Below are 23,911 nucleotides of genomic sequence, written 5' to 3'. Positions count from 1 at the left end.
TTAGTCACATTTTTACTTCCCATGGTTTTCATCACCTTCAATATCTTATTTCGTTCTATGACCTACTGAATTCAAATAGCAAGGGTTCATTCATTTTTCTTTGTCATACGTTAATAAATAAAACTAGGCACCCTCCATATTTTCTGGAGGATGCCTAGTTTGTTGTCACTACTTATTTAAACTTCATCGCACTGCATTCTTTGCGGCTTTGTCCTTATTTATTTTCATGACAAGCGTTAAAATATTCAATAAGCTAAGTACTGTGAAAAAGATTCCAAAGCCAATTTGACCATCCGCAAATCGCGTAATTGCGAAATAACTCATGAATAATATAAGTGCAAGATCAATATATTTAGATCCCATGTCGATAACCTCCCCTGTTTACACAAGTATATCAGTTTCGATGCACTTTTCATTAAGTCATTTCATCTTAGAACCTAACAGTACATTACAAATTCAAAATGTCAGTCAACTTCTCAACTAATCGCTCCATCTGTTCATCTGTACCAACTGTAATACGCAAATAGTTGTCGATTCCAGGCTTGTTAAAATACCTAACTAACACGCCTTCTTTTTTTAATTTATTGTAGAGAAACTCTGCTGGAACAGTCTGATGCGAGGTGAAAACAAAATTTGCTTGTGAAGGTAGCACGTTGAAATTGAGCTGTTGCAACGTCTCGTTCATCTTTTCCCGTGTTGCAATGATTTTCTGAGTCGTCTCCTCAAAATAGTCTGCATCCTCAAATGCAGCTTTTGCTCCCACTAGTGCAAGACGGTCCAGCGTATAAGAATTGAATGAATCTTTAATGCGAATCAATGCAGCAATTAATGAATTAGCTCCCATCGCAAAGCCAACGCGCAAACCGGCGAGTGAACGTGATTTAGATGTCGTCTGGACGACAAGGACATTGTCGTATTTCCGAATGAGTTCAGTCGCTGATTTCGCTGCAAAGTCGATATATGCCTCGTCGATGATGACGACTTGGTCAGGGTTATTTTTGACAATCTCTTCAATGTGCTCAAGTTCAGCATAAATGCTAGTCGGCGCATTTGGATTTGGCAAAATTACGCCGCCTTCAGACTGAAAGTAGTTATCCACAGGCAATGTAAAATCTTTATTCAACGGAACTTCCTCATAAGGGATATCGAATAACTTTGCATAGACCGGATAAAAGCTATATGTTACATCAGGAAACCGGATTGGTTTGCCAGGCTCAAAAAACGCCATGAAGGAGAATGCCAGCACTTCATCCGAACCATTACCGACAAATACTTCTTCAGCAGTAAGTCCATATTGCAGTCCGATTGTTTCTCGTAGCTCAGTCGCAGTAGGAGATGGATACAACTGAAGGTTGCGCCCCATCTCTTGCTGGATTGCAGCTATCACTTTTGGACTTGGAGGATACGGATTTTCATTGGTATTCAGTTTCACGATGTCCTTTTGTTCAATTTGCTCCCCCGGAACATACGGCTCGGTCCGTTTCACCATAGAGCTCCAAAATTTACTCATCTCTCAGCACTTCACTTTTAGGTCGTCTTTTCCGCAATTCGTTTTTGACATCCTCAACACTAACACCTAACTCTTCCATCAATACAAGTGTGTGATACGTCAAATCTGCAAGTTCGCTCGTTACTTCAGCTTTATCACGGTTTTTTGCACCGATGACAACTTCAGTTGTTTCTTCTCCAACTTTTTTCAAAATCTTATCCAAACCTTCGCGGAACAGATACGTTGTGTATGATCCTTCTACTGGATTGGCACGTCGATTTTTTATTTCATCCGTGATCTCATGAACGATTGAGCGAGTCTGTACTACCTCATCGAAAACTTGCTTGTGGAAACAAGTCACTTCTCCCGTATGACACGCTGGACCCAGTGGTGTAACTTGTACTAAAATTGAATCACCATCGCAGTCCAGTGACAAGTTCTTTACAATTTGCCGATTGCCAGATGTTGCTCCTTTATTCCACAGCTCTTTTCTTGATCTGCTGAAAAACCAAGTCTCTTTCGTATCAATCGTCTTCTGCAACGATTCTTTATTCATATAAGCAAGCATCAGTACATTCCCTGTCCGGTCATCTTGAACAATTGCTGGTATCAATCCATTTTCGTCAAATGATAATGTGTCAATTTCTATTGTCATGGTTAGTCATTCCCAACAGGTGTATTTTTTTCAGCTAGATATGTTTTTAATTCGCCGATATTAATGTCTTCGAAATGGAATACGGATGCAGCAAGCGCAGCGTCAGCTTTCCCTTCAGTTAAGACAGTATGGAAGTGTTCAGGTTTCCCTGCTCCGCCGCTCGCAATAACAGGAATGTTGACCGCTTCCGCAATCGCCCGCGTCAATTCGAGGTTATAGCCGTCTTTCACGCCATCTTCCCCGATACTATTAACAACAAGTTCACCGGCACCCAGTTTTTCGCCTTGAATCGCCCACTCGATAGCATCCATACCAGTATCTTTCATGCCTCCATTAGAGAATACCGACCACTTAGAAGGGCCCACTTCATTGACATCCATCGACAGGATAATGCGTTCAGAACCGAATTTCTTCGACGCTTCTTCAATTAAAGATGGATTGCTGAGCGCTGCACTGTTGATGGATACTTTGTCCCCGCCAGCATCAAACACCTTCTGAATATCTTCGACAGTCCGTATACCCCCACCGACAATAAATGGTACGGGTACTTCTTTCGCAATTTCTGCAATAAGGTCAAGGAACATGGCACGATTATTTGTCGAAGCAGCAATGTCGTAAAACACAAGTTCATCTGCACCGTCAGCTACATATTTCTTAGCCAATGTCAGTGGATCTGCAACTTCTTTAACTTCTAAAAACTTTTTCCCTTTTACGACTTTCCCGTTATCAAAATCTAGGCATGGTATTATCCGGTTGCTTGTCATCCTCGTTGTCCCCCTAATATTTTTTCTAAAGATATTTTACCTTCATACAATGCTTTACCAATAATTGCTCCATATAAATCTAGGTCCCGTAACTGAATGATATCCTCTTCCGTGGAGACGCCGCCTGAAGCCACAATGTCGATGGAAGACGCATTGTCCATCATTTCCAGTTCGTTAAAATTAGGTCCTTGCATCATTCCGTCTTTCAAAATATCTGTATAAATGACTGTTTTCACACCGATTACTTCTAGTTCTTTTAACAAGTCAACTGCTAATACATCACTTGTTTCCGTCCAGCCATCCGTTGCAACGAATCCTTTTCTTGCATCGATGGAAACTGCAATTTTATCACCGTATTTTTCTACGGCTTGCTTTAAAAATGGTTTATCTTGAATCGCTGCCGTTCCGATGATCACGCGACTAACGCCGGATGCAATATGTGCGTCAATGATCTCCATCGTCCGAATTCCGCCACCTACTTGAACTGGTATCGATACGTTTTTAGCAATCGCTTGAATGGCTTCGCGATTTAATGAATTACCTGTTTTCGCCCCATCTAAATCGACGACGTGAATGTAGTCAGCACCTTGCTTTTCCCACTCCAGAGCCATCGCTGTTGGTGAGTCATTATAGATAATTTCTTGGTCATAATCACCTTGAATTAGCCGAACACATTTACCATCACGTATATCAATTGCTGGAAATAAAATCATCGGTGTTCCCCCTTATATATAGAATTCCATTGAATCCGCTACGGCGCTTGGGGATGCCTCCCGCCATAAGCCGAGCAGCTTCGCCGCCAGTCTTATGGCTTCGGCTACCCCTTGTAAGGCGCCTTCGCTTAGTAAATTACGAATTCGAGCAGTACCTGCACACAAAACAAAATTACCAAGTGTGTAAAGGTAATATTCTTATAGCATTCCCTTCGTAGATGGAACTCCTTTTACATCTGGATTAATCGCACTTGCTACGCGTAATGCACGTCCGAATCCTTTGAAAATTGATTCGATAATATGGTGACTGTTTTTCCCGTACTGCAAATTGATATGCAATGTCACTTTGGCATGGCTTGTGAATGCTTGGAAAAACTCCTCAACAAGCTCAGTGTCGAATTCCCCTACTTTATCTTTCAATCCCTCAACGTTATAAACAAAAAATGGACGCCCGCTTATATCGATAGAAACTGTTGATAATGCTTCATCCATAGGTGTTGACACTGTCGCATAACGCTCGATGCCTTCCTTTGAACCGATACTTTCATAGAACGCTTGTCCCAATACAATTCCGATATCTTCGACGGAGTGATGCTGGTCTACTTCGATATCGCCATCACAATCAACAGCCAAATCGAATCGACCGTGATTTGTGAACAATGTCAGCATATGATCGAGAAAGCCCACTCCTGTTTTAATAGTTGTTGTTCCACTTCCATCAATCGCAAAGTCTAAGTTAATCTTTGTTTCCGCTGTCTGTCTTGAAATCGATTTACTCCGCATTCAAATCCGCCTTCCTTACTTGAATTGAATTTGCATGGGCTGTTAAGCCTTCCGCATTCGCAATTGTGATAATGTCTTCGGCTACTTCTTGCAATGCTTGCTCCGTATACTGAACAATGCTCGATTTTTTCATAAAGTCATAGACACCTAACGGCGATGAAAATGCCGATGTCCCGCTCGTTGGCAATGTATGATTCGGACCTGCCATATAATCGCCTAGTGCCTCTGGTGAATAGTTTCCTAAGAAGATTGCTCCTGCATTGTGAATGAATGGTACTTGTTCCATTGGATTTTCCACCATAAGCTGTAAATGTTCCGGCGCCAACTTATTAACAAAGCCGTATGCTTCCTCCAATGAATCAACCAAGATAATGCGCCCATTATTAGCGATTGAAACTTCAATAATTCCCTTACGATCTGCTTGTTCAGTTTGCTTTATCACTTCTTTTTGAAGTGCTTCAGCAAATGATTGACTCGTCGTTACGCATACAGCTGTTGCCCGTTCATCATGCTCCGCTTGTGATAATAGATCAGCAGCGACAAACACTGGGACAGCGCTATTGTCTGCAACAACACAAATCTCACTCGGTCCTGCAATCATATCGATGGCTACGTCACCAAAAACCCATTTTTTCGCCCGTGCAACAAATGCATTTCCAGGCCCCGTGATTTTCACTACTTTTTTTACTGTTTCCGTCCCATACGCCAATGCTGCAATCGCTTGAGCACCACCAATTTTATAGACGATATCGACACCGGCTTCTTGCGCTGCTACGAGCACATGTGGATTCACTTTGCCATCCGCTTGAGGTGGTGTCACCATTGCAATCCTTCCGACTCCCGCAATTTTTGCCGGAACAGCATTCATGAGAACAGTCGATGGATAAGCCGCTTTTCCGCCAGGTACGTATATACCGACACTGTCTAAAGGCGTCACTTTCTGACCAAGAACAATTCCTTGTTCTTGATTAATAAACCAAGACTGTTCTTTTTGAACTTCATGGAACGTAGTAATGTTTTGCTTTGCTTTTCTAAGAGCACTTAGGAATTGCCCTGTAATCAACGTCCGCGCCTCCGCAAACTCCTCAGGCGTTACAATCAAGTTATCTAGCAACACGCCGTCAAACTGTTCGGTAAAGCTTCTTAATGCCTGGTCCCCATCTTCACGGACTGTTTCGATAATTCCAAGCACAGTTCGGTCAAATTCAAAATTAGTTGTTTGCACTGCCGTTTGCTGCTCTTTCTCTTTTGTATATTGTTCCAACGTTACAATTCGCATAAATTATCACTCCAATGCAGCTTTTAAGTCCGAAATGACTTGCTGGATTTGACTGGTTCTTGTCGCATAACTTGCTTTATTAACAATCAATCGTGCACTGACATCTGCAATTGTCTCCAAGACGACTAATCCATTTTCTTTTAGTGTCTTGCCCGATTCAACAATATCAACGATGACATCTGCCATACCAATAAGCGGAGCCAGTTCGATAGAGCCATTCAACTTGATGGTCTCAATACGAATGCCTTTGCTGTCAAAATAGGCTTTTGTCACTGCTGGATACTTTGAAGCAACTGTCAGCAACGCACTACTCGGAAATTGTTTATCCGGAAATCCGGCAACAACCAGCTGGCATTTTCCAATTCCAAGATCCAACAGTTCATAGACATCAACTGGATCTTCCATAATCGTATCTTTACCAACAATTCCGATATCTGCTGCTCCTTTTTCGACATAGGTTGGAACATCAACTGCTTTCACGAAAATGAGTTTCACTTTATTTTCATCATCATAGATAACAAGCTTCCTGCTTTTATCATGATATTCTGAAAAACGAATGCCTGCTTTTTCAAAAAACGCTAACGCTTTATCAGCAGTACGTCCCTTCGCCATGGCGATTGTAAGATGTGTCATTTCAATTCAATCCCCCTACAAGTAATTCCAGCAAAGCCTTTAAGTCCGGAAATGGTGTAACTTTATCTTTATATAGAAATGAATTATTTTCTTTCTCCAAACGTATCGAGTAAACACTCTGTCGTGGATCTGCCTGTTCCTTATGCTCTGAAAATGACAGCACACTATAATTTCGTTCCCGTAATTCATTGGAGATGGCAATGGCTTGTTCCAATTGGCTATCTGCATATGTTATTTTTACATCGATTGGAAAGCGGGATGTAACTTCCCTGCTATCTGTCGCTTTAACTAGCGATTCAATTTCACATGCAAACCCAATCGCTGGAAGTCTAGCACCAAACTCGTTTCCTAACTCATCGTAGCGCCCGCCCATTAAAACAGGTTTCCCAAATCTTTCGACATATCCTTGGAAAATAACCCCTGAATAATAACCCATATGATTAATCAATCCCAAATCCATGACAATATACTGTTCTAATCCGTACATTTTCAATATACTGTAAACATCCATTAAGTAATCGAGCGTGTCCTGCATTTTTTCCGTTAAGGCGATCCCTGTTGTCCGTTCACTCACATCAACTGGGTTACCGTATAAAAACGGGATCCGTTCGATTACTTCTCTCACATCATCGTCAATGTTTAGGTTCTGAAGAAAAGGTCCAATTTCTACAACGTTTTTCGCTTGTATCAATGACTTCAATTGATCAATTTGAAGTGAAGTAAGTGGTAAATTCTGGACAAGTTCATTGAAAAATCCAGCGTGCCCTAATTCTATTTTAATATCATTAAATCCTAAATCTTTCATTAAGTGACACGCTAGTGCAATTACTTCTGCATCCGCTTCAGGTGAACTATCGCAAAAATATTCAATGCCTGCTTGTGTGCGTTCGATACTGTCGTTTTTATCAAATGGCTGACGGAACACCTCTTGTACATAAAAATAGCGAAGTTCACTCGAAAGGTCTGGGAAATTTTGTACCAGTTCTCTTGTGATTGGAATCGTGACATCGGGTCGTAATACTAATACTTGCCCTGTATGATCGATTACTTTAATCATTTCATTTTGGTTGATTGAGCTTTTTACTTTTGAATATAAATCATATTGTTCAAAAGCCGATGTTTTAATGCGTTTATAGCCATATGTGGTAAAGCGCTTATTGATCGTCTTAATGATTCTTTCAAACTTTTCACTATCACTTAACATTCGTTCAGGATACACTTCGTTTCTAACCATTTCCAACACCCCTTACTTCACTACTTTACTAGACTAAAGTTATTTAGTACTATAAAGGTATACCAACGAAATGTCAACAGGAGGAATGATTATTAATGTTCGATTATCACATGCACAGTTCGTTCTCAGCAGACTGCCCAGTTCCAATGGAAGATATGATTAAGAGAGCGATTCAAAAAGGATTGACTGAAATTTGTTTTACAGAACATATCGACTATGAATATCCCGATGATACAATCGTTTTCGACTTTGATAAAAAGGAGTACGCAAGCAAATTGATAGAAATGCAGAAGAAATATGAAGGGCGTATTCGTATAAAAAAAGGCGTTGAAATCGGTGTACAACCACATATACTGGACAAATACGACGAGCTTATGGCTAAGGAAGTATTCGATTTCGTCATTTGCTCCATGCATACCGTTGAGAAAAAAGGATTACACTACGGAGAATTTTTCGAGCATAAAACCATAGAAGAAGCGTATGGTATTTATTACGCAGAGTTATTATATTGTGTAAAAAACTATAAACAATTTAATATCCTCGGTCATGTTGACCTCGTGAAGAGGTACACAAAAAAACCGTGTGATAACCCTTTCTATACTGAATTGACGGCTATTTTCAACGTTATTATTCCAGAAGGTAAAGGTATTGAGTTGAATACTTCTGGTGTCCGCTACGGACTGGCAAACGGCATGCCAAGTGATGATATTTTGAAACTATATAAACAATGCGGAGGCGAAATCATCACACTTGGTTCCGATGCACATAAACCTGAAGACATTGCATTCCAATTCAGTGAATCACTAAAATTATTGCAGTCGATTGGATTCAAGTATATCACTACATTCGATAATGAAAAACCTACTTTTCACGCAATTAGTAATATGATGTGAATTAAGAAAAGCTCCAGCTCCTAGACACTATTCCATGTTGAAAAACTTATACTTTTCTTCACACCGGTTAATTAACCAAAAATAACCTGTAAATAACTTGATCACACACTGGGTGCTGTGCATATAGTTACATTTTGATTGCTTTGGATTGAATGACTTCTATACCATTTTCGAGATGTCTGGATGTGTAACTACACGTAGTGCTGAAGTTTTTTTGGACGAAAGAATAGCTGGCTTTTTCACTAGAGAAAAGCCGCCAAAGATGCAATTTTGGCGGCTGATGCTTTCTCTATGGTTTTTCTTTTTTATTTTAAAGAAGTGTCACTTTCTATAAGGTATCACATGATTACATACATACTCTTTGCTAAAAGTAAGCAAGAAACACATTGTACAAAGTACTAGAGTGCCCGAAATTGTATCTTCGGGCACTTACAATCTCTGTAGAAAGTCATCTATTCATTTCTTTCAAAGCAGCTGCATTTTTCACTTGAATAGTGTAGGAACGCGACAGGCAATTATTCACAACAGGATTACTGAAAAGAGTGTGTCTAGAAGTGACGGAGTCGCTTTTAACCACACACACCCCTTTAAGGAAGAATGAACTGCAATTCCTCCTTAAAAGGGTATGAATATTTTCCGTAAGCGGACCAGAAATGGTCCAGTGAAAATGAAGTTTTCAAGCCCTTTTCACCAGTTTTTTATGCGAATTAATGGTTAATCAACAGACATGACTTTTCTTTTAATCAAACGGTCCAGTCCGCCTCTACTCACTAGAGACGGACTGGACCATTTTTTCACAGCTATTAGTTTGTTTGTTTAAATATAGAGATAAAATTAACAACCATTTTTGCAGCTTGTGCACGTGTAGTTGAGCTGCTCGGCATGAATTTTCCTTCGAATCCAGTTGCAACATCTAATTCATGAAGCATTGAAATGGCATTTACTACTTCCGCATTATAGTTTCCGAAATCGGAATAAGGTGCTTTAGTAGAGGCCTTATATGCCTTTCCTGTTACGCTTCCATATGCACGTTCAATCATTAAAGCCAATTGTGCGCGTGTTACTAAATCAGTTGGATTAAAGTTTCCTTTATTCCCTTTAATAATTCCATATTTATAAGCGGCATTGATGTCAGCTTTGGTCTTATCTGCATAATTACCAATATCACCAAATGGGGCTACTTCATCCGTTTTCAAACCTAATGCGCGTACAATTATTGTAGCAGCTTGCACACGTGTTAAGTTTTGATCAGGTTTGAATGTCCCGTCCGGGTAGCCACCAATGATTCCAGCTACGGCTGCATGTTCAATATAATTCTTCAAGCCATGATTGGCGATATCCGAGAATAATATTGGTGTTGGTGTCGATGAATCTGCAACAGTTACACTGATTATTGGATTATGAACACTTTTGTTTCCAGCTTGATCTACTGCCATTACTGAAAAAACATACGTTGTATTTGCAGTAAGATTTTCTACTTTATATGTCGTAATGTCTCCAGCTACAGTTGCTAGTTTTTCTTCACCACTGTATATTTCATAACTCGTTACGGCTACATTATCACTAGCTGGTTGCCAGTTTAATTTCACCGAGTTTGGACCCGGCGCATCGGCGACGAGGCTACCTCCTGTGATCCATGTATTAGCTGGTAGCATGTTCGCCCAAAATTGCTCAGTCACTTTTTTATAGCCTGCTTCACTTAAGTGGATATTTTCCGGATTTGGAAGGTAGGTCTTGTAGTCTGACGCGATTACGTCACCAGTAGGCACGAAGATTGCTTGCGTCCCCACTAGGCCTGTTGTAATGGCTTTATTCAACATATCTAGTAATTGTTTGAGCAATGGTTGCAGGTCTTCCGACATATAAGGAAACGGATTATAGTAACCCATGACATACACTTGCGCATCAGGATTGATTTCATTGATTTGAGCCATAATCGATTTGTAGTTTGTACCTACTTGCTGAAGCGTCGTCAGCGCCATTTTCTGATCAATAATGGCCTTACCTGTCGTCGGATCTTGTTTGAAATGCGGTAAAATATCATTTGCACCGGCGCTAATTGTGATAACTTCTGCATCTTTGATGGATTGTTGAAGTTTAGCTGTCTTCTCTTCAAAGCCAATGCCGTGGATATCCTTTGTGACGTTCAGTTTAATATCATTTAAAACGTCTGTTGTTTTATAGCCTGGATACGAGAATCCTTTGTTATATGTTTTCAAAGCCCCTATCTCCATCATTGACACCGCTAAGAAATCTGCATAGCCCTTCCCTAATTCATTGTTAGGAGTGACACCTGCTGCCAATGAATCACCTATAGCAAGATAATCGATTGGCAGCATCCAAGAAGGAGCACTTGTATCTATTTCAGCTGCTGCAAAACGGTACGGTACAACAATCATTTGGATCATAAGTGCAATTACAAAAAGCATTCGAAATTTGAACTTCGATTTCACCATAACCTTCCTCCTATTTTATGTTTTTGCGAACACCCTACCTCGGTATAACTCCTTGTCACACCACCTTCGCATTTAACCGTGCCAACCAGTACTATTCTTGACTAATTCGACATAGAATACTAGTTTTCCTTCACTGTAATTAGATACCGTCGTTTAGCATTGAAAACACTTTTTTCAGCATGTAGTACTATTTATTCCCACGAAAAGCGAATTCTTATCAACCATCATTAAAAATGGCGGTTGCCCGTTTATAAGTTAAGAAATTATAAGTTTTTCACCAGGCGCCTTGCGCTTTTCTTTGTGTCTAGACTCCAGGCGCCAGCCGCTCTGGTCATAAGCAATCCAGTTATGTGGCAAAGAGCGCCACTTCACTGGATCGACTTATGCCTGTCGCGTCTAAACGGCGCCTTGCGCTTTTCTTTGTGTCTAGACTCCAGGCGCCAGCCGCTCTGGTCATAAGCAATCCAGTTACGTGGCAAAGAGCGCCACTTCACTGGATCGACTTATGCCTGTCGCGTCTAAACGGCGCCTTGCGCTTTTCTTATTTCCCTACAATATACGTTTTCACAAGGGCGATACGTTCTCTCACAGTCAATTTTGCTGCCACTACTTTCGGCGTTTTAGCCGACACTCCATCTGACTCGAGTCCAAGGCTAGCCGCAATTTTCCTTGCTCTCGCCAGGTGATAATCACTTGTGATGATTGTGATTGAACTAATTTCAGACGGCAACAACTTTTTCGAGAATAAAATGTTTTCATAAGTGGAAGTAGACGCCGCTTCTAAAATAAGCCGTTCCTCGGCGATGCCATTCTCCGTTAGAAACCGTCTCATCGCTTCCGCTTCGCTAATAGGCTCATCCGGACCTTGCCCGCCTGATAAGATTATCGTCACATGTGGATACTCATTAGCGTACTGTAGCGTAGCATCCAAACGATACTGTAATGATAGCGACAGAGAATCTTTTTTCACTCTAGCACCGAGTACGATTACATAGTCATTCGTGCCATCTGCTGCAGGTTCTAATCCCTCATCCATCCATTTGCCCGTTAGCCACCATAAAAACAGACTAAAAATAGTAAGTGCAATTGCACAAGCTATAGCTATTTTCTTTGATTTTTTCATTACAATCACTCATTTCAACTGTTCTACGAAAATTTTATTCTCCATCAATAAATTCATATAAAACGGATCTTTTCCGATTGCATAAACTCGGTCGCAAACGGTAGTAATTTCGTCCATATCATGAGAAGTGTACATAATCATTTTCCCTTCATTTTTCGCCAACCTATGCAAATACGAACCTATCTCCTTTTTGGATTTTAGATCGATACCAACTGTAGGTTCATCTAACAACAAGAAAGTCGGATCATGGAGCAGGCTGATTGCTAGGTTCAATTTCCTTTTCATACCACCCGATAACGATTGAACTCCTTCCTTCCAATGCGTCAATTGCATATCCAAACAAAGTTGCCGGCATTCCTCTTTTGTACGTTTTTTCCACGACAGCTGTTCAAAAAAAAGCATATTTTCCTCTACTGTGAGTTCCTCCCAAACCGATATATCTTGAGGGACATAACCGATTAAGCGCCTGATGCCCTTTACATCAGTCATATAAGAAAGTTCATCCAATTGAATATCGCCTTGAGTCGGCTGAATAACTGTCGCCAATAATTGAAGCAAGGTTGATTTTCCTGCACCATTTTCCCCAACGAGACCAACAATTTCTCCAGGCTTCATTTGAAAAGACACATTTTCTAAAACGGTCTTTTCCTTGTACTTTTTCTGTAGTCCCGTCACGTTAAGCATTTGCCTTCCCTCCTCTATGAATCCAAACAGTGAGCAAAGCAATCATAACGAAAAGCCATGTCAGAGGTATCGTCCCATCCAGTAACGATTGGACCGGACTAAGTTCTTCAATCCACGGCCACTTCCCCTTTAGCCCATCCATCGGTATGATTGACCCACCGACTACAATCAGCAACAACGCAATCCCCAAGCTACTTATATAGTACATAAACAATTGCTTGTAGACGCTTGCGAGTAGAAACGCCAGCAAATTTATCGTCAGCCGGAAAGTAAATAGTGAAATCAGAACTCGAATTGTCCATGCTTCCTGGATTAATGATGAGAAGATGAACACCGTGACAAGATCGATGAGGAAAATGATAACTGTAAAAAACAGCAATGATAAACATGCATACTTTTTAAAAGAGATTTCAGTGAATAACCAGCGCTGACGCATCGATGGTCGATTTTCTTTTAGCATCCAGTCGAATAGGAAGAATGTCGTGATGATTGCGAAGAATGCCCAAACACCCCATGCTTTCAGTAGCGGTAACGTTTGTTCTTCAGCGGTATTTTCCTTATCATAATAAGAAAAACTCGATCGGAGCAGTGCTTCACTTTTTTCCCTTTCGCGACTACTCTCAATAACTTCTTCGTAACTCCATTCATCTTCCATACCATAATCCGAGAATAATTGTTTGATAACGAAAGCTGCTTTTGAACGGGCTGCATCTTGTTGAGCATAGGACGTAATCGTTTCGACGACAGCTCGATAAGCAAAAGACCGATTGGAAGAGTATGCCTCGATAAGCTGATTTCGCCGGTTTGCCAGTATATGATCTTCATACCCCTTGCGAATAACGAACACACTATCCAACTCATGCTGTTCGAGTTTATGTAGTGCTTCATCTAGGGATATGAACTGGATATGGAGAAGCTCCGTACTCGCGATATCGTCAACTAGACGCGCTGCCATTTCAGTCTGTTCCTCAACGACAAGAGCTATCGGCACTCTAGTCTCCTCTTGCCAAGTCACAACACCTTGCATAATTAGCACTGTCATAACGATTGGCAGAAGCATCCAGCATAAAAGACTTTTCCAGTCCTTCTTCAAACGCATCAAGCGGATAAACACAACATTTTTCATCGAATCCACCTCTCTTTTCCGACTGTTGATAGCCAAAGAAGGAGTAGTCCGATAGTAGCAATGACAGTTAGTGTTATGAAGTTCGCATAGTTTCGCCCTTCCAATACAATATCAATCATCCAATTCAAGCTAACGTATGAAAAGATATACGGTAAAACACCTTGTATCACTTGCGGAAAGTAGAGCGTCGGTATAACTGCACCACTTGTGAAAATTAGTACGAACGTATAGAAACTTTGTAATAAAAGAATGACTTTTCGAGATGAAATCCAGACATCGATTAGCGCTATGCCAACTAAAAACAATAAAGCATTAAGAATAGTAAATAAACCAAACCGGAAATAATCAATAAAGAAAAGTTCAAATCCAACAAACTCACCGATAATGAAAAAGGCTACTGCCGCAACGACAAGGCTATATCCTAAAGAGACCAGAATTCTTGCGAGGATACGTTGCCACGTAGTTACACCGAACAGTTTCATCCGAATTAGCATCGAGGAATGCTCTTCTTTCCCTAAAATAGTATAGATGGCGAAAAGCCAGACTGACATAGTTATAAACCAGCCGGACAATATGTAATAGTGCGTTGGTGATGACGTCGCCACATTTGTAATCATTTCTTCATCAAGTAGCTTATCTTTTCCAAATGTGTACAAACTGAAATCCATAAACTGTTGAAACATCATTTCTTGTCGTTCTTCTTTGGGCATATCCGTTTTTTTTGCGTACTCATTGACGGTAAGAATAGTCGACTGAGCTACAGAGATGTAACGCATCATACTTTCCACTAACTCTTTCACAAGAAAACTATCTGTTGGACGCGATGGGTTTCCAACAATAGGAACCGTCACGGATTGACCTTCATACAAATCCTCCGTAAATCCGCTCGGAAATGTAAAATAGGAACTGATTTGGTTTTGCTCCATAAGTTTCACAGCATTTTCTTTCGTTATTGATATTATTTGGATGAACTGATTATCCGAGGCTGTTTCTTCCAGTAGCCCACTAAACAGTATCGTTTCCTGCGTTCTGTCTTCATCAACCAAAGCCACCCGGATTGGTGAATCTTCTTCAGGCAGCAGTAAACCAGCCACCAGGAGCAACAGTGAGCCTATCAAAATAATTGGAAATAGAAAAAGAAGAAGAAGTGTTGCCCACTTCTTCTTCAACTGCTTATTATATTGGCGCATGAAAAATAGTATTCTTCTCATGGATAGCATAATGGTCACTTCCATTCTTAAAACTCGCCTATTTCACCTTGTAAATCCTCCATAAATCCGAACATCCATTCTTGTACTTTCACCGTGATTTCTTCAGTGAATGCATCAAATTCATCCTTATTCATTTTACCAATATTCACTGTGCCCTCTGTTTCTACTGGCATATCTACTTTTTTCACAACTTTTCCTTGTTGCTTTAAAATGAGATTGAACATATCAGCGCCCATTGTTTCTTCACTGAAAGTAAATTCATGATTCGCTTTCATAGAATCGCTTTCGTGTGTAGCACTCCCTTTCCAGATAACGGCTGGATCGACATTTCCATCTGTAAAGCCAAACGAACGAGTAAATGTACGTTTCTTATCTTCCAGTTGTTCTTTTCCTTTATAGATGAACTTCATATCATCCATCGAAAATGTTATGGAATCAGTTGCCTTCTGATCTTTCCAACTTAAATCACCAATAATTTTCACAAAGTTTTCATCACCTAAGGAATCTTCTACCCCCATTGTGAAATCCCACTTTTGACTTGTTTTATCTAGCAATTGAGTTCCATTAATCATTAACGTATCGACATCCGTCTTATCTTCTCCAACACCCATTGCGAATTCACGTTTCACAATTTTGTTTGAATGGTGCCAGATTGTCGATTGCAGTCCGTTAGGAAGTTTAATAGCGTCCACACCTTCAATCGCTTCATCAAGCCCATTTTCAAAATCATCCATTATAGTTGCAAGTTCATTGTCGGAAGTATCCCCAGCAAATGAAGTAAGTGTCAATTGCTCTTTCAGTATAGCTTTAAGTTTTTCATCTGATTTCGCTTTTTTCAATAAATCTTTTAATAACGTTTTAACTTGTTGTTCTGTAAGATCCATCTTGGTTTTTTTAGTTTTTATTTTTTTATCAAACACTGTAAGTTCTTCTTTTGCGCTCGTAAATGCCTCTTCAGGAATCTCTTTAATGAGATACGTGATATATTCGTTTTCGACATATGTACGTGATTCTTCCGTCATCGAAAATCCACCTTCGAATAATTGGGATAGACCAAGATTTTCATTTCCTTCATAATCTGGATCCGTTTCTCTCATTAACTTCCCGAAATCCTTATCGTCGAAGCGAATTAGTTCATCCATGAATGGAAATGAAGCCACTAGTTTCTTAGTTGTCACAAAAACCGAACCGAAGTCCATGTTAACACTGCCTAGTTCTCCCCTAAGATCCACTTCGAGTTCTTTTTTGACCGGATCATAGACTTGTTTACTAGATATTTTAGCACTATTGACAATGCTTTGTACTTCCTGCATTTCATGGTCAACAGACGGATCATTCCATTCGCCGGAAAGATCAAAGTTCGTTTCAACTGGCTTTTCCTCTTGAACTTCCAACCATCTTAGTTCGTTCTTATAACGGTCTTCCAAAATAGTTCCCATTTGTTTAAACGTTTCTGCTTCTGCTAAAAAATATTGTACTTTAGGTGACTTATTCACCAAGAAAAATGCCGACACGCTACCGCCTACAATGACCAATCCAGTTAATAACATAATCATTAATAACTTGGGTGACTTTTTCTTCACAGCTTTCTCTTCCATACTATTCTCCTCCTAAATTCGAATCGTGAACTAGAAATGTTTTGCTAAAGTTGAAGTTTTTTCATATTCACATTTTTTCATACTATCACAGTCTATGTCTTTACTCAAAAATAAGTTGGAAGAATTCACCTTTTCAGAGCAATTGATGATATCCGACTAGTCCCCTCTCTACACCCAAAGAATCATACAGCTCAAAGAACCATCTACCTTTAAAAAGTAGATGGTTCTTTGAATGGATAGCACGTCTGTCATTAACCATTTGTTTGCATAAAATACTGGTGAGTAGGGCCTGGAAAAATCCATTTTCACTGGATCATTTCCGATCCGCTTTCGGCGAAATTATCACGACATATTTACCGTGAGGCGTATGCGCTTTACAAAGGTTTTTAGGAGGCCACTGAAAAAGTCCCAATACTTAGAACTAATTAGATTTCCCGCCAATACCGCTTGGACGCTTTGTGAAGGCATCTCCTAGCGCCGTAGCGGTTCAATGGGATTCATTTATATAGTATCAACTAGTAATCACCTTACAATTTCGACATATACATCTCAAAATCACATTTCTCTCGATAATGAACAACCTAGCGCAGGCGCGGCAAAGGGGTCGCCGAAACTGTAAGACTGGATGCGAAGCGCTAATCCAGGCTTACAGCGAGAGGCATTCCCAAAGCGCCAGGCGTTCTACAATCCACACCCCGAATAACACCTCTCTTATTATTGTGTGCCACGGCAGATTCAATGGGATTCTTTAATTCAACATATATAGAAAGTTTCAGCACTCTGTGTATTAATGCATTTGAAGCGCGACGGATGAAGGACCACCATACGATCACCGAAAAAATATGTAGGGATGCGACAAAGTCGCATCCCTACATATTCAGACATCTCGGTAATCATATAGAAGTCATTCTATCCAAAGTAACTCAAAGTCAACTATACACATAGCTTCCAGTAGGTGATCATGTTACACACTGGTTACTTTGGTTAATCAACAGACATGAATGGATAGTGCTTAATTTTTCACTGTTTGCTTCTTGTTTACCATGCTGTGAACTTCTGTAGGTAATCCCCAAAGCTTGATGAACCCAACCGCTGCAGATTGGTCAAAGGAGTCATCAGACGTATACGTTGCAAGATTCATGTCATAAAGTGAATTAGCTGACTTTCTGCCTTCTACAATTGCATGACCCTTGAACAACTTCACACGCACTGTTCCATTAACGTATTGCTGTGTTTCTTTGATGAACGCTTCTAATGCATCTCTCAGTGGTGAGAACCACAAGCCATTATAAATTAATTCACTCAACTTTTGTGAAATAATTGGTTTGAAATGAGCCAACTCTTTAACAAGTGTCAGATCTTCTAATTCCTTATGTGATTTCAACAATATAATTGCTCCTGGACATTCATACACTTCACGTGATTTGATACCAACAAGACGGTTTTCTACATGGTCAATTCTTCCTACTCCGTGCTTTCCACCAATATCATTTAGTTTTAGAATCAGTTCACTGAGTGGATATTGCTGACCGTCAATACTGACAGGCACACCTTTTACAAAATCAATTTCAATAACATCAGACGTATCTGGTGCATTTTCAATTGAAACTGTAAGACCGAATGCATCTTCAGGTGGTGCTGCCCAAGGATCTTCCAAAATTCCACACTCATTAGCACGTCCCCATAAGTTTTGATCAACGGAATATGGGCTTTCTAAATCGATTGGAATCGGGATATTCTTCTCTTTTGCGTAAGCAATTTCTTCTTCACGCGACCAACTCCACTCACGGACAGGGGCAATAACTTCCAATGATGGATCCAATGCTTTAATTGCCACTTCGAAACGTACTTGGTCATTCCCTTTTCCAGTACAGCCGTGTGCAACTGCAGTAGCATTTTCTTTATGAGCCACTTCAACAAGTTTTTTCGAAATAAGCGGACGTGATAGTGCCGATACAAGTGGATATTTGTTTTCATAATAAGTTTGAGCTTGGAGTGAGAGCAACGCATACTCCTGTGCGAATTCCTCTTTCGCATCAATGACATAACTATTTACAGCTCCAACCTGCAACGCTTTCGCCTGGATGAAGTCCAAGTCTTTTCCTTCTCCGACATCAAGACAAACTGCAACTACATCATATCCTTGTTCTGTTAGCCACTGTACTGCCACAGATGTATCTAGTCCACCTGAATATGCTAAAACTACTTTTTTCTTACTCATAATTAAAATCCCCTTCCATTCATTCATCTAGTTGTATATTTATGCAACACTAAGTATTTTTATAATAACATATTTTCAATTTTACACAATAGTTTTGTTGAAATTTTTCCGAAATAAAAAAGAGTACACAATTTTCAGCTTGTGTACTCTTTTTATGGGACTGTCATAAGCTTAACTAAGACCATGGGCTACCATTGCATCTGCTACTTTTAAAAATCCTGCAATATTCGCTCCGACTACGAGGTTACCGGGATGTCCATATGCTTCTGCTGCATCCAAACAGCTCGTATAGATATTTTTCATGACCGTCTGAAGTCTTTCATCAACCTCTTCAACTGTCCAAGAAAGACGCATACTATTTTGGGACATTTCCATCGCTGATACCGCAACACCACCTGCATTCGCAGCTTTTGCTGGACCGAATAAAGTTTTATGCTCGTGGAAAACTGCCATCGCTTCCAACGTACAAGGCATATTCGCACCTTCTCCGACTGCAATTACACCATTCGCAATCAGTATACGGGCAGCTATCTCATCAATTTCATTTTGCGTCGCACAAGGAAGTGCAATGTCACATGGAATTGACCAGATTGCAGAACAGTCCTCAAAATACTTTGCTTCCGGATGTTCTTTGACGTATTCCGAAATTCGTTTGTTCTCAACCTCTTTCAAACGCTTGATTGTATCTAGGTCGATTCCATTTTCATCATAAATATAACCGTCTGAATCACTACAAGCCAGTACAGTAGCGCCTAACTGCATTGCTTTTTCAATTGCATAAGTGGAAACGTTACCCGACCCTGAAACAACAACTTTTTTACCTTCAAAACTTAAACCTGCTTCTTTTAACATCTCTTCAACAAAGTAGACTGTTCCATACCCTGTCGCCTCTTTGCGACCAAGGCTACCACCATGTTTTGGATCTTTCCCAGTAAACACGCCTGCTTCATAACCGCCTTTCAAGCGATTATACTGACCAAACATATAACCTATTTCTCTCTTACCTACTCCAATATCACCTGCTGGAACGTCGGTATCAGGACCGATATATCTGCTCAACTCCGTGATGAAGCTTTGAGTGAAACGCATAATTTCACGGTCTGATTTCCCCTTCGGATCAAAGTCAGAACCACCTTTACCCGCACCAATTGGCTGGCCTGTTAACGCATTTTTAAATATCTGTTCAAATGCGAGAAACTTCATAATGCTGCTGTTTACAGAAGGATGGAATCGGATACCGCCTTTATACGGTCCGAGATCACTATTGAACTGGACACGAAAACCACGATTTACATGTACTTTACCTTGATCATCTTCCCATGCAACCCGAAAAATGATGATGCGTTCCGGTTCCGTAATACGCTCTAAAATGCCATTTGTTATATAATCGGGATGCTTGGAAAAGACAGGTCGAAGCGAATCGAAAATTTCTCTAGTTGCTTGTAAGAACTCTTTTTCATCTGGATTTCTTTTCTTGATCAATTCATAGACTTCATGGACGTAATCATTCGCTCTTTTTTTATTATCATTGTAAGTTTCATTCAACTTCGTCAATTTTCACTCATCCCTTTCTTGCTTTAAGTTAAAGGTGGAAGCTATTAAATCCCTACTTCCACTACTAAATGATAGTTCAAACTCATGTTACCATTTTTAGTATTATCGCTGAAAAAATGAATATATACAACTTTTTTCTAGTGTCGAATAAGTAATTATACAACATTATGTCCTATTTATGTATGGAAAATAAAATTATTTACTTTTTTCCGAAGAGAGAGTATTATTTAGTTATTCAAATAACGATTGATGAAGCATATACTTATCAGTGTAGCTGTCAATAGCTATTAGAAAATTACAACTAGGAGAAAGAAGGTTAGGACAATGAAATTTAAAAAAATTCTCCGTACATTTATCGGTGCGAACGTAATGCTATTAATGACTTTCGTTTTCCTACCTGTTTTACTTTTCAATCCGGATGTAGAGTTTCTGACGAGTTTCATCAATTATATCAATAAAGAGTAATTAATCTTAAAAAATGAACCGCGAGTGCTTAAGCACAGCGGTTCTTTTTTTTAAGTAATTTTTCGTATGGCGAAATTGTCTTCCAACAGCAACCAGTTTTGTGGAAAAGCTAAACCAAGTTTCCAATACATAATCCCGCGTAAGTTGAACTGTTTGATCAAGTCAAATTTAGCTTGAATACTACGTGCATCTTCAAACCAAACTACATGACGTACTCCTGTATCATCCGTGTACTCGAAATTGGGTGCCTGCGCTACATAGTCGTATTCGATATCAACTTCTCGATCTGTCGCAATCAAAATTGCCTGTTGAGGGCTTATCGCTCTGGCAGCAGATCCACCTTGACTCGGATATGGTGTAGACCAATCATAACCGTATAGATTTTGGCCCAAGAATATTTTCTCACTCGGAATTTGACTGACAGCATACTCGACTACATTCCGAACAGGACCTATTGGACTGACAGCTTGCGGGTCGCTGTATGTGTAGCCCCACTCATACGTCATAAGAGAAACAAAATCCACAATCTCTCCATGCGCACGATAGTCATGTGCCCCGTAAATCCCAGTTCTAACATCACTTGTCATGGGTGCAAGTGCGGTCGATATTGTGAAACCGGCTTGATGGAATCGATCTCTAGCATTTCGCAGAAAACTATTATAAAGTTCACGATCTTCTGGATGTAATAACTCAAAATCAAAATGTATGTCCTTATAACCAATTTCATTAGCCACTTGAATGAGATTGCCGAACAACCGATTTTGTGCTGCCTGATCCGTAAATAATACATGAGCAAGATCTGCATTAAATGCAAAGTTCTCCAAATTACTTACTACAAGTGCATTCGCCGCCCCTGCAGCACTCGCTATATTCGGTATATCATCAATCGAAGGTGCTTTCAATGACCCATCCCGCTGCGCTTCGTAACTGAACATGGCTAAGTACGTTAGTGCATCGACTCTTTGTCTAACTTCATCAATCATTACTTCGGTTACTGGAGTCCTTGGCTCCACATAGAGTAATGACTCAGCCGTTTTTTTCGGTCGCGCTGGAATGTAAAGACGTTGTCCCACACGTAAGTTCTGGGATGGCGATAGTCGATTAATTGTTGCGAGCTCATTGACTGTCAAACCGTACATTTGTGCGATGACATAAAGCGACTGACCTGGCTGAACCCAGTGATAGCTGCCTGTAATTGGTATGACTAACGCTTGGCCTACAACGATACGTGATGGATCTGGTAGTTCATTTGCTTGTGCAATTTCTTGATAATTGATGCCATAAGCTTGGGCAATTCCATATAAACTTTGACCATTTTGAACCACATGAATCTGCATACCTATCATCTGCCTTTCATAAATAAAAATGTCCTCTACTCTAGACTATTTTAGTTAGAAGGAGATTATGCTTATATTGTTTTCATTTCACAATTTCCACGCATAGTTTTCACACGATCATCCATACTATGGTTGATGAAAATCAACAACCATAAAGGAGGAATTTATACAGTGACGCAAAATCCATTCGGTCAATCGAACGATCAAACTCACGAAAACATGCATACGGGAAGCGTTCCGCAACAGCTGAATCATGGTGGTCATGAATTATTTGACGTCCACGAGGCATTATCTGGGACTGTCGCATGTCTGAACCAAGCAATGCTATTACGAACACATGTGAAAGATCCCGAGTTACTTGACATTTTGGATCGCCAATACCGCTTTGCTTTAGATGAATATAACATTACAGTTGAATGTTTCAAAACTGGACAAAATCCATCGCATCCTACAGGAAGGTATGAGATGAAACAAGGTAATGACTTCGTATATGGTATGAAACCGTCTCAACCGAAAAAACCGATGCAGTCCGTGGCAGACATATCGGATGAAATCATTTCAGGCTTTTTACTAGGCTCCGCAAAGGCTGGAGCATCGATGAAAACGATGGCTGCAACCGAAACATGTAACCCCGTTGTTCGTCGCGTACTTGCTGACTCTGTACCTAACTGTATAGAAATGGCTTATGAACTGGCGATTTACCAAAACAAACATCATTATTACCAAGTGCCACAGCTTGCCGCACAAGATATGCAACAATTATTGAATTCGTTCGCCTCTTCACAAGGTCAACCCGGAATGCCAAATAACACGCTTCAATAATCAAAAAAATCAGGTGCACACTAGAATTCTAGTATGTACCTGATTTTCTTATTAACACCCACTAATTGCAATGCCTGCAAGTCATTTTAAAATCGAGTTGACGATATGTTTTGGTGAATTTTCAAAGAAGGATAAGTAATGCATCGGATGACTTTTGGGAAATAGTTTTTTTCTTATTGCATGCGAAGTCATTCCTTGATTATTGAGCGATTGAACTTCTTGTTGTACGCCCTCCAAATAATCCAACTTTTTCTCAATCGCCTGTCTACCTCTAACTTTTACCCCTGCATGGGAGCAAATATACGTTTCAAAATCATACGTCAATATTTTCTTTAATGATGTAATAATTTCCGGAACAGATTCAAAGGCAAACAAACTTTTCGGAGTCGGTTGTATATACAGATCACCGCCAAACATCCAACCTTTTTCCTGATTAAACAACGCAACATGATCATGTGCGTGACCAGGTGTATGAATGACATCCCAATTGTAGTTATCTGTTGTAATCGTGTCATTCAATTCAATCGGTTGGAACGGTTCTCTATCTCCCCAAAAAACTTTACGATAAAAAGGCAACTTTGTACGATTTTCACAGTCTTTAATTCCCGATTCATGAATGTAAATCGGGAATTCCGTATTTTCTTGAAGCCAATATGCCAATCCCGTATGATCTTCGTGGTGGTGCGTTAAGATCACTTTCGTTATATCCCACTGTTCAAACAAAGGTATGAGTTTTGCTTTCATTTTAGCTGGTCCAGTATCAATTAATAACCCGTCTATCATAAAGACGGAAACAGTCAATTTTTGCTTACCAAATGAAAGAACCATCTCAGCTTGTTGTAAATCATCATAAGATATAATTTTCATGAAC

The 23,911-nt window shown here is 40.0% G+C and carries 22 protein-coding genes; 3 read left to right on the top strand and 19 right to left on the bottom strand.

Annotation, left to right across the window (positions count from 1 at the left end; genetic code table 11):
- Window positions 1–183 precede the first annotated feature (183 nt).
- From H7992_RS07575 to hisZ, 9 genes are all read right to left on the bottom strand, one after another.
- A complete protein-coding gene (locus H7992_RS07575) occupies window positions 184–363 on the bottom strand; it encodes a hypothetical protein (RefSeq protein WP_067207096.1) in 180 nt (59 codons plus the stop codon).
- A gap of 85 nt (window positions 364–448) precedes the next feature.
- Entirely contained in the window at window positions 449–1,510 is a 1,062-nt protein-coding gene (hisC, locus tag H7992_RS07570) for a histidinol-phosphate transaminase (RefSeq protein ID WP_187047152.1), read from the bottom strand.
- On the bottom strand, window positions 1,503–2,144 hold the full coding sequence (hisIE, locus tag H7992_RS07565) for a bifunctional phosphoribosyl-AMP cyclohydrolase/phosphoribosyl-ATP diphosphatase HisIE (protein ID WP_067207090.1): 642 nt from the start codon (window positions 2,142–2,144) through the stop codon (window positions 1,503–1,505). The genes hisC and hisIE overlap by 8 nt, the downstream gene beginning before the upstream one ends.
- Before the next feature lie 2 nt (window positions 2,145–2,146).
- Window positions 2,147–2,908, bottom strand: a complete 762-nt coding sequence (gene hisF, locus H7992_RS07560) for an imidazole glycerol phosphate synthase subunit HisF (RefSeq protein ID WP_187047151.1) — start codon at window positions 2,906–2,908, stop codon at window positions 2,147–2,149.
- Window positions 2,905–3,621 carry a 1-(5-phosphoribosyl)-5-[(5-phosphoribosylamino)methylideneamino]imidazole-4-carboxamide isomerase gene (gene hisA / locus H7992_RS07555; protein ID WP_187047150.1) on the bottom strand — a complete coding sequence of 239 codons (717 nt, stop codon included), beginning with the start codon at window positions 3,619–3,621 and terminating at the stop codon, window positions 2,905–2,907. Before hisA ends, hisF begins: the two co-directional genes overlap by 4 nt.
- Before the next feature lie 198 nt (window positions 3,622–3,819).
- Window positions 3,820–4,404: an imidazoleglycerol-phosphate dehydratase HisB gene (gene hisB / locus H7992_RS07550; RefSeq protein ID WP_187047149.1), complete on the bottom strand. Its 585-nt coding sequence runs from the start codon at window positions 4,402–4,404 to the stop codon at window positions 3,820–3,822.
- Complete coding sequence (gene hisD, locus H7992_RS07545; RefSeq protein WP_187047148.1) at window positions 4,394–5,683, bottom strand: histidinol dehydrogenase; 1,290 nt, start codon at window positions 5,681–5,683, stop codon at window positions 4,394–4,396. Before hisD ends, hisB begins: the two co-directional genes overlap by 11 nt.
- A 6-nt stretch (window positions 5,684–5,689) precedes the next feature.
- A complete protein-coding gene (gene hisG, locus H7992_RS07540) occupies window positions 5,690–6,316 on the bottom strand; it encodes an ATP phosphoribosyltransferase (RefSeq protein WP_187047147.1) in 627 nt (208 codons plus the stop codon).
- Window position 6,317: 1 nt separating this feature from the next.
- Window positions 6,318–7,550, bottom strand: coding sequence for an ATP phosphoribosyltransferase regulatory subunit (hisZ, locus tag H7992_RS07535; RefSeq protein WP_067207074.1), 1,233 nt, complete (start codon window positions 7,548–7,550; stop codon window positions 6,318–6,320).
- Window positions 7,551–7,645: 95 nt separating this feature from the next.
- Here hisZ and H7992_RS07530 point away from each other — a divergent pair, with 95 nt between their 5' ends.
- Window positions 7,646–8,443: a histidinol-phosphatase HisJ family protein gene (locus H7992_RS07530; RefSeq protein WP_187047146.1), complete on the top strand. Its 798-nt coding sequence runs from the start codon at window positions 7,646–7,648 to the stop codon at window positions 8,441–8,443.
- 803 nt (window positions 8,444–9,246) lie between these two features.
- Here the strand turns inward: H7992_RS07530 and H7992_RS07525 are convergent.
- From H7992_RS07525 to gdhA, 8 genes are all read right to left on the bottom strand, one after another.
- Window positions 9,247–10,899: an S-layer homology domain-containing protein gene (locus H7992_RS07525; protein WP_187047145.1), complete on the bottom strand. Its 1,653-nt coding sequence runs from the start codon at window positions 10,897–10,899 to the stop codon at window positions 9,247–9,249.
- A gap of 541 nt (window positions 10,900–11,440) precedes the next feature.
- Complete coding sequence (locus H7992_RS07520) at window positions 11,441–12,022, bottom strand: YdcF family protein (protein ID WP_187047144.1); 582 nt, start codon at window positions 12,020–12,022, stop codon at window positions 11,441–11,443.
- A 9-nt stretch (window positions 12,023–12,031) separates the two neighbouring features.
- A complete protein-coding gene (locus tag H7992_RS07515; RefSeq protein WP_187047143.1) occupies window positions 12,032–12,706 on the bottom strand; it encodes an ABC transporter ATP-binding protein in 675 nt (224 codons plus the stop codon).
- The gene (locus tag H7992_RS07510; RefSeq protein WP_187047142.1) at window positions 12,699–13,832 is read right to left on the bottom strand and encodes an ABC transporter permease; all 1,134 of its coding nucleotides are present in this window, start codon (window positions 13,830–13,832) and stop codon (window positions 12,699–12,701) included. Before H7992_RS07510 ends, H7992_RS07515 begins: the two co-directional genes overlap by 8 nt.
- Window positions 13,829–15,067 carry an ABC transporter permease gene (locus tag H7992_RS07505; RefSeq protein ID WP_187047141.1) on the bottom strand — a complete coding sequence of 413 codons (1,239 nt, stop codon included), beginning with the start codon at window positions 15,065–15,067 and terminating at the stop codon, window positions 13,829–13,831. The genes H7992_RS07510 and H7992_RS07505 overlap by 4 nt, the downstream gene beginning before the upstream one ends.
- 2 nt (window positions 15,068–15,069) lie before the next feature.
- Window positions 15,070–16,641 (bottom strand): DUF6583 family protein, encoded by a 1,572-nt coding sequence (locus tag H7992_RS07500; protein WP_187047140.1) that lies wholly within the window; start codon window positions 16,639–16,641, stop codon window positions 15,070–15,072.
- 1,012 nt (window positions 16,642–17,653) lie between these two features.
- Window positions 17,654–18,865: an argininosuccinate synthase gene (locus H7992_RS07495; RefSeq protein WP_156476149.1), complete on the bottom strand. Its 1,212-nt coding sequence runs from the start codon at window positions 18,863–18,865 to the stop codon at window positions 17,654–17,656.
- 168 nt (window positions 18,866–19,033) lie between these two features.
- On the bottom strand, window positions 19,034–20,416 hold the full coding sequence (gene gdhA, locus H7992_RS07490) for an NADP-specific glutamate dehydrogenase (protein WP_067207053.1): 1,383 nt from the start codon (window positions 20,414–20,416) through the stop codon (window positions 19,034–19,036).
- Between the two features lie 324 nt (window positions 20,417–20,740).
- Between gdhA and H7992_RS07485 the strand changes: the two genes are divergently transcribed.
- On the top strand, window positions 20,741–20,881 hold the full coding sequence (locus H7992_RS07485; protein ID WP_187047139.1) for a hypothetical protein: 141 nt from the start codon (window positions 20,741–20,743) through the stop codon (window positions 20,879–20,881).
- Between the two features lie 50 nt (window positions 20,882–20,931).
- Here the strand turns inward: H7992_RS07485 and H7992_RS07480 are convergent, their stop codons facing one another.
- Complete coding sequence (locus H7992_RS07480; RefSeq protein ID WP_067213876.1) at window positions 20,932–22,218, bottom strand: glycoside hydrolase family 18 protein; 1,287 nt, start codon at window positions 22,216–22,218, stop codon at window positions 20,932–20,934.
- Between the two features lie 171 nt (window positions 22,219–22,389).
- Here H7992_RS07480 and H7992_RS07475 point away from each other — a divergent pair, with 171 nt between their 5' ends.
- A complete protein-coding gene (locus tag H7992_RS07475; protein WP_370569977.1) occupies window positions 22,390–23,040 on the top strand; it encodes a spore coat protein in 651 nt (216 codons plus the stop codon).
- A gap of 81 nt (window positions 23,041–23,121) precedes the next feature.
- Here H7992_RS07475 and H7992_RS07470 read toward each other — a convergent pair whose 3' ends face one another.
- On the bottom strand, window positions 23,122–23,907 hold the full coding sequence (locus H7992_RS07470) for an MBL fold metallo-hydrolase (RefSeq protein ID WP_067207050.1): 786 nt from the start codon (window positions 23,905–23,907) through the stop codon (window positions 23,122–23,124).
- Window positions 23,908–23,911 lie beyond the last annotated feature (4 nt).

The sequence above is a fragment of the Sporosarcina sp. resist genome (genome assembly GCF_014302295.1).
Lineage (GTDB): Bacteria > Bacillota > Bacilli > Bacillales_A > Planococcaceae > Sporosarcina > Sporosarcina psychrophila.
This window is presented reverse-complemented; position numbering and strand designations above follow the sequence as displayed.

What these genes read in the sequence shown, in the direction of transcription:
- H7992_RS07575 (WP_067207096.1), bottom strand. Translation starts at nt 363, where the DNA reads ATGGGATCTAAATATATTGATCTTGCACTTATATTATTCATGAGTTAT.
- hisC (WP_187047152.1), bottom strand. Translation starts at nt 1,510, where the DNA reads ATGAGTAAATTTTGGAGCTCTATGGTGAAACGGACCGAGCCGTATGTT.
- hisIE (WP_067207090.1), bottom strand. Translation starts at nt 2,144, where the DNA reads ATGACAATAGAAATTGACACATTATCATTTGACGAAAATGGATTGATA.
- hisF (WP_187047151.1), bottom strand. Translation starts at nt 2,908, where the DNA reads ATGACAAGCAACCGGATAATACCATGCCTAGATTTTGATAACGGGAAA.
- hisA (WP_187047150.1), bottom strand. Translation starts at nt 3,621, where the DNA reads ATGATTTTATTTCCAGCAATTGATATACGTGATGGTAAATGTGTTCGG.
- hisB (WP_187047149.1), bottom strand. Translation starts at nt 4,404, where the DNA reads ATGCGGAGTAAATCGATTTCAAGACAGACAGCGGAAACAAAGATTAAC.
- hisD (WP_187047148.1), bottom strand. Translation starts at nt 5,683, where the DNA reads ATGCGAATTGTAACGTTGGAACAATATACAAAAGAGAAAGAGCAGCAA.
- hisG (WP_187047147.1), bottom strand. Translation starts at nt 6,316, where the DNA reads ATGACACATCTTACAATCGCCATGGCGAAGGGACGTACTGCTGATAAA.
- hisZ (WP_067207074.1), bottom strand. Translation starts at nt 7,550, where the DNA reads ATGGTTAGAAACGAAGTGTATCCTGAACGAATGTTAAGTGATAGTGAA.
- H7992_RS07530 (WP_187047146.1), top strand. Translation starts at nt 7,646, where the DNA reads ATGTTCGATTATCACATGCACAGTTCGTTCTCAGCAGACTGCCCAGTT.
- H7992_RS07525 (WP_187047145.1), bottom strand. Translation starts at nt 10,899, where the DNA reads ATGGTGAAATCGAAGTTCAAATTTCGAATGCTTTTTGTAATTGCACTT.
- H7992_RS07520 (WP_187047144.1), bottom strand. Translation starts at nt 12,022, where the DNA reads ATGAAAAAATCAAAGAAAATAGCTATAGCTTGTGCAATTGCACTTACT.
- H7992_RS07515 (WP_187047143.1), bottom strand. Translation starts at nt 12,706, where the DNA reads ATGCTTAACGTGACGGGACTACAGAAAAAGTACAAGGAAAAGACCGTT.
- H7992_RS07510 (WP_187047142.1), bottom strand. Translation starts at nt 13,832, where the DNA reads ATGAAAAATGTTGTGTTTATCCGCTTGATGCGTTTGAAGAAGGACTGG.
- H7992_RS07505 (WP_187047141.1), bottom strand. Translation starts at nt 15,067, where the DNA reads ATGGAAGTGACCATTATGCTATCCATGAGAAGAATACTATTTTTCATG.
- H7992_RS07500 (WP_187047140.1), bottom strand. Translation starts at nt 16,641, where the DNA reads ATGGAAGAGAAAGCTGTGAAGAAAAAGTCACCCAAGTTATTAATGATT.
- H7992_RS07485 (WP_187047139.1), top strand. Translation starts at nt 20,741, where the DNA reads ATGAAATTTAAAAAAATTCTCCGTACATTTATCGGTGCGAACGTAATG.
- H7992_RS07480 (WP_067213876.1), bottom strand. Translation starts at nt 22,218, where the DNA reads ATGCAGATTCATGTGGTTCAAAATGGTCAAAGTTTATATGGAATTGCC.
- H7992_RS07470 (WP_067207050.1), bottom strand. Translation starts at nt 23,907, where the DNA reads ATGAAAATTATATCTTATGATGATTTACAACAAGCTGAGATGGTTCTT.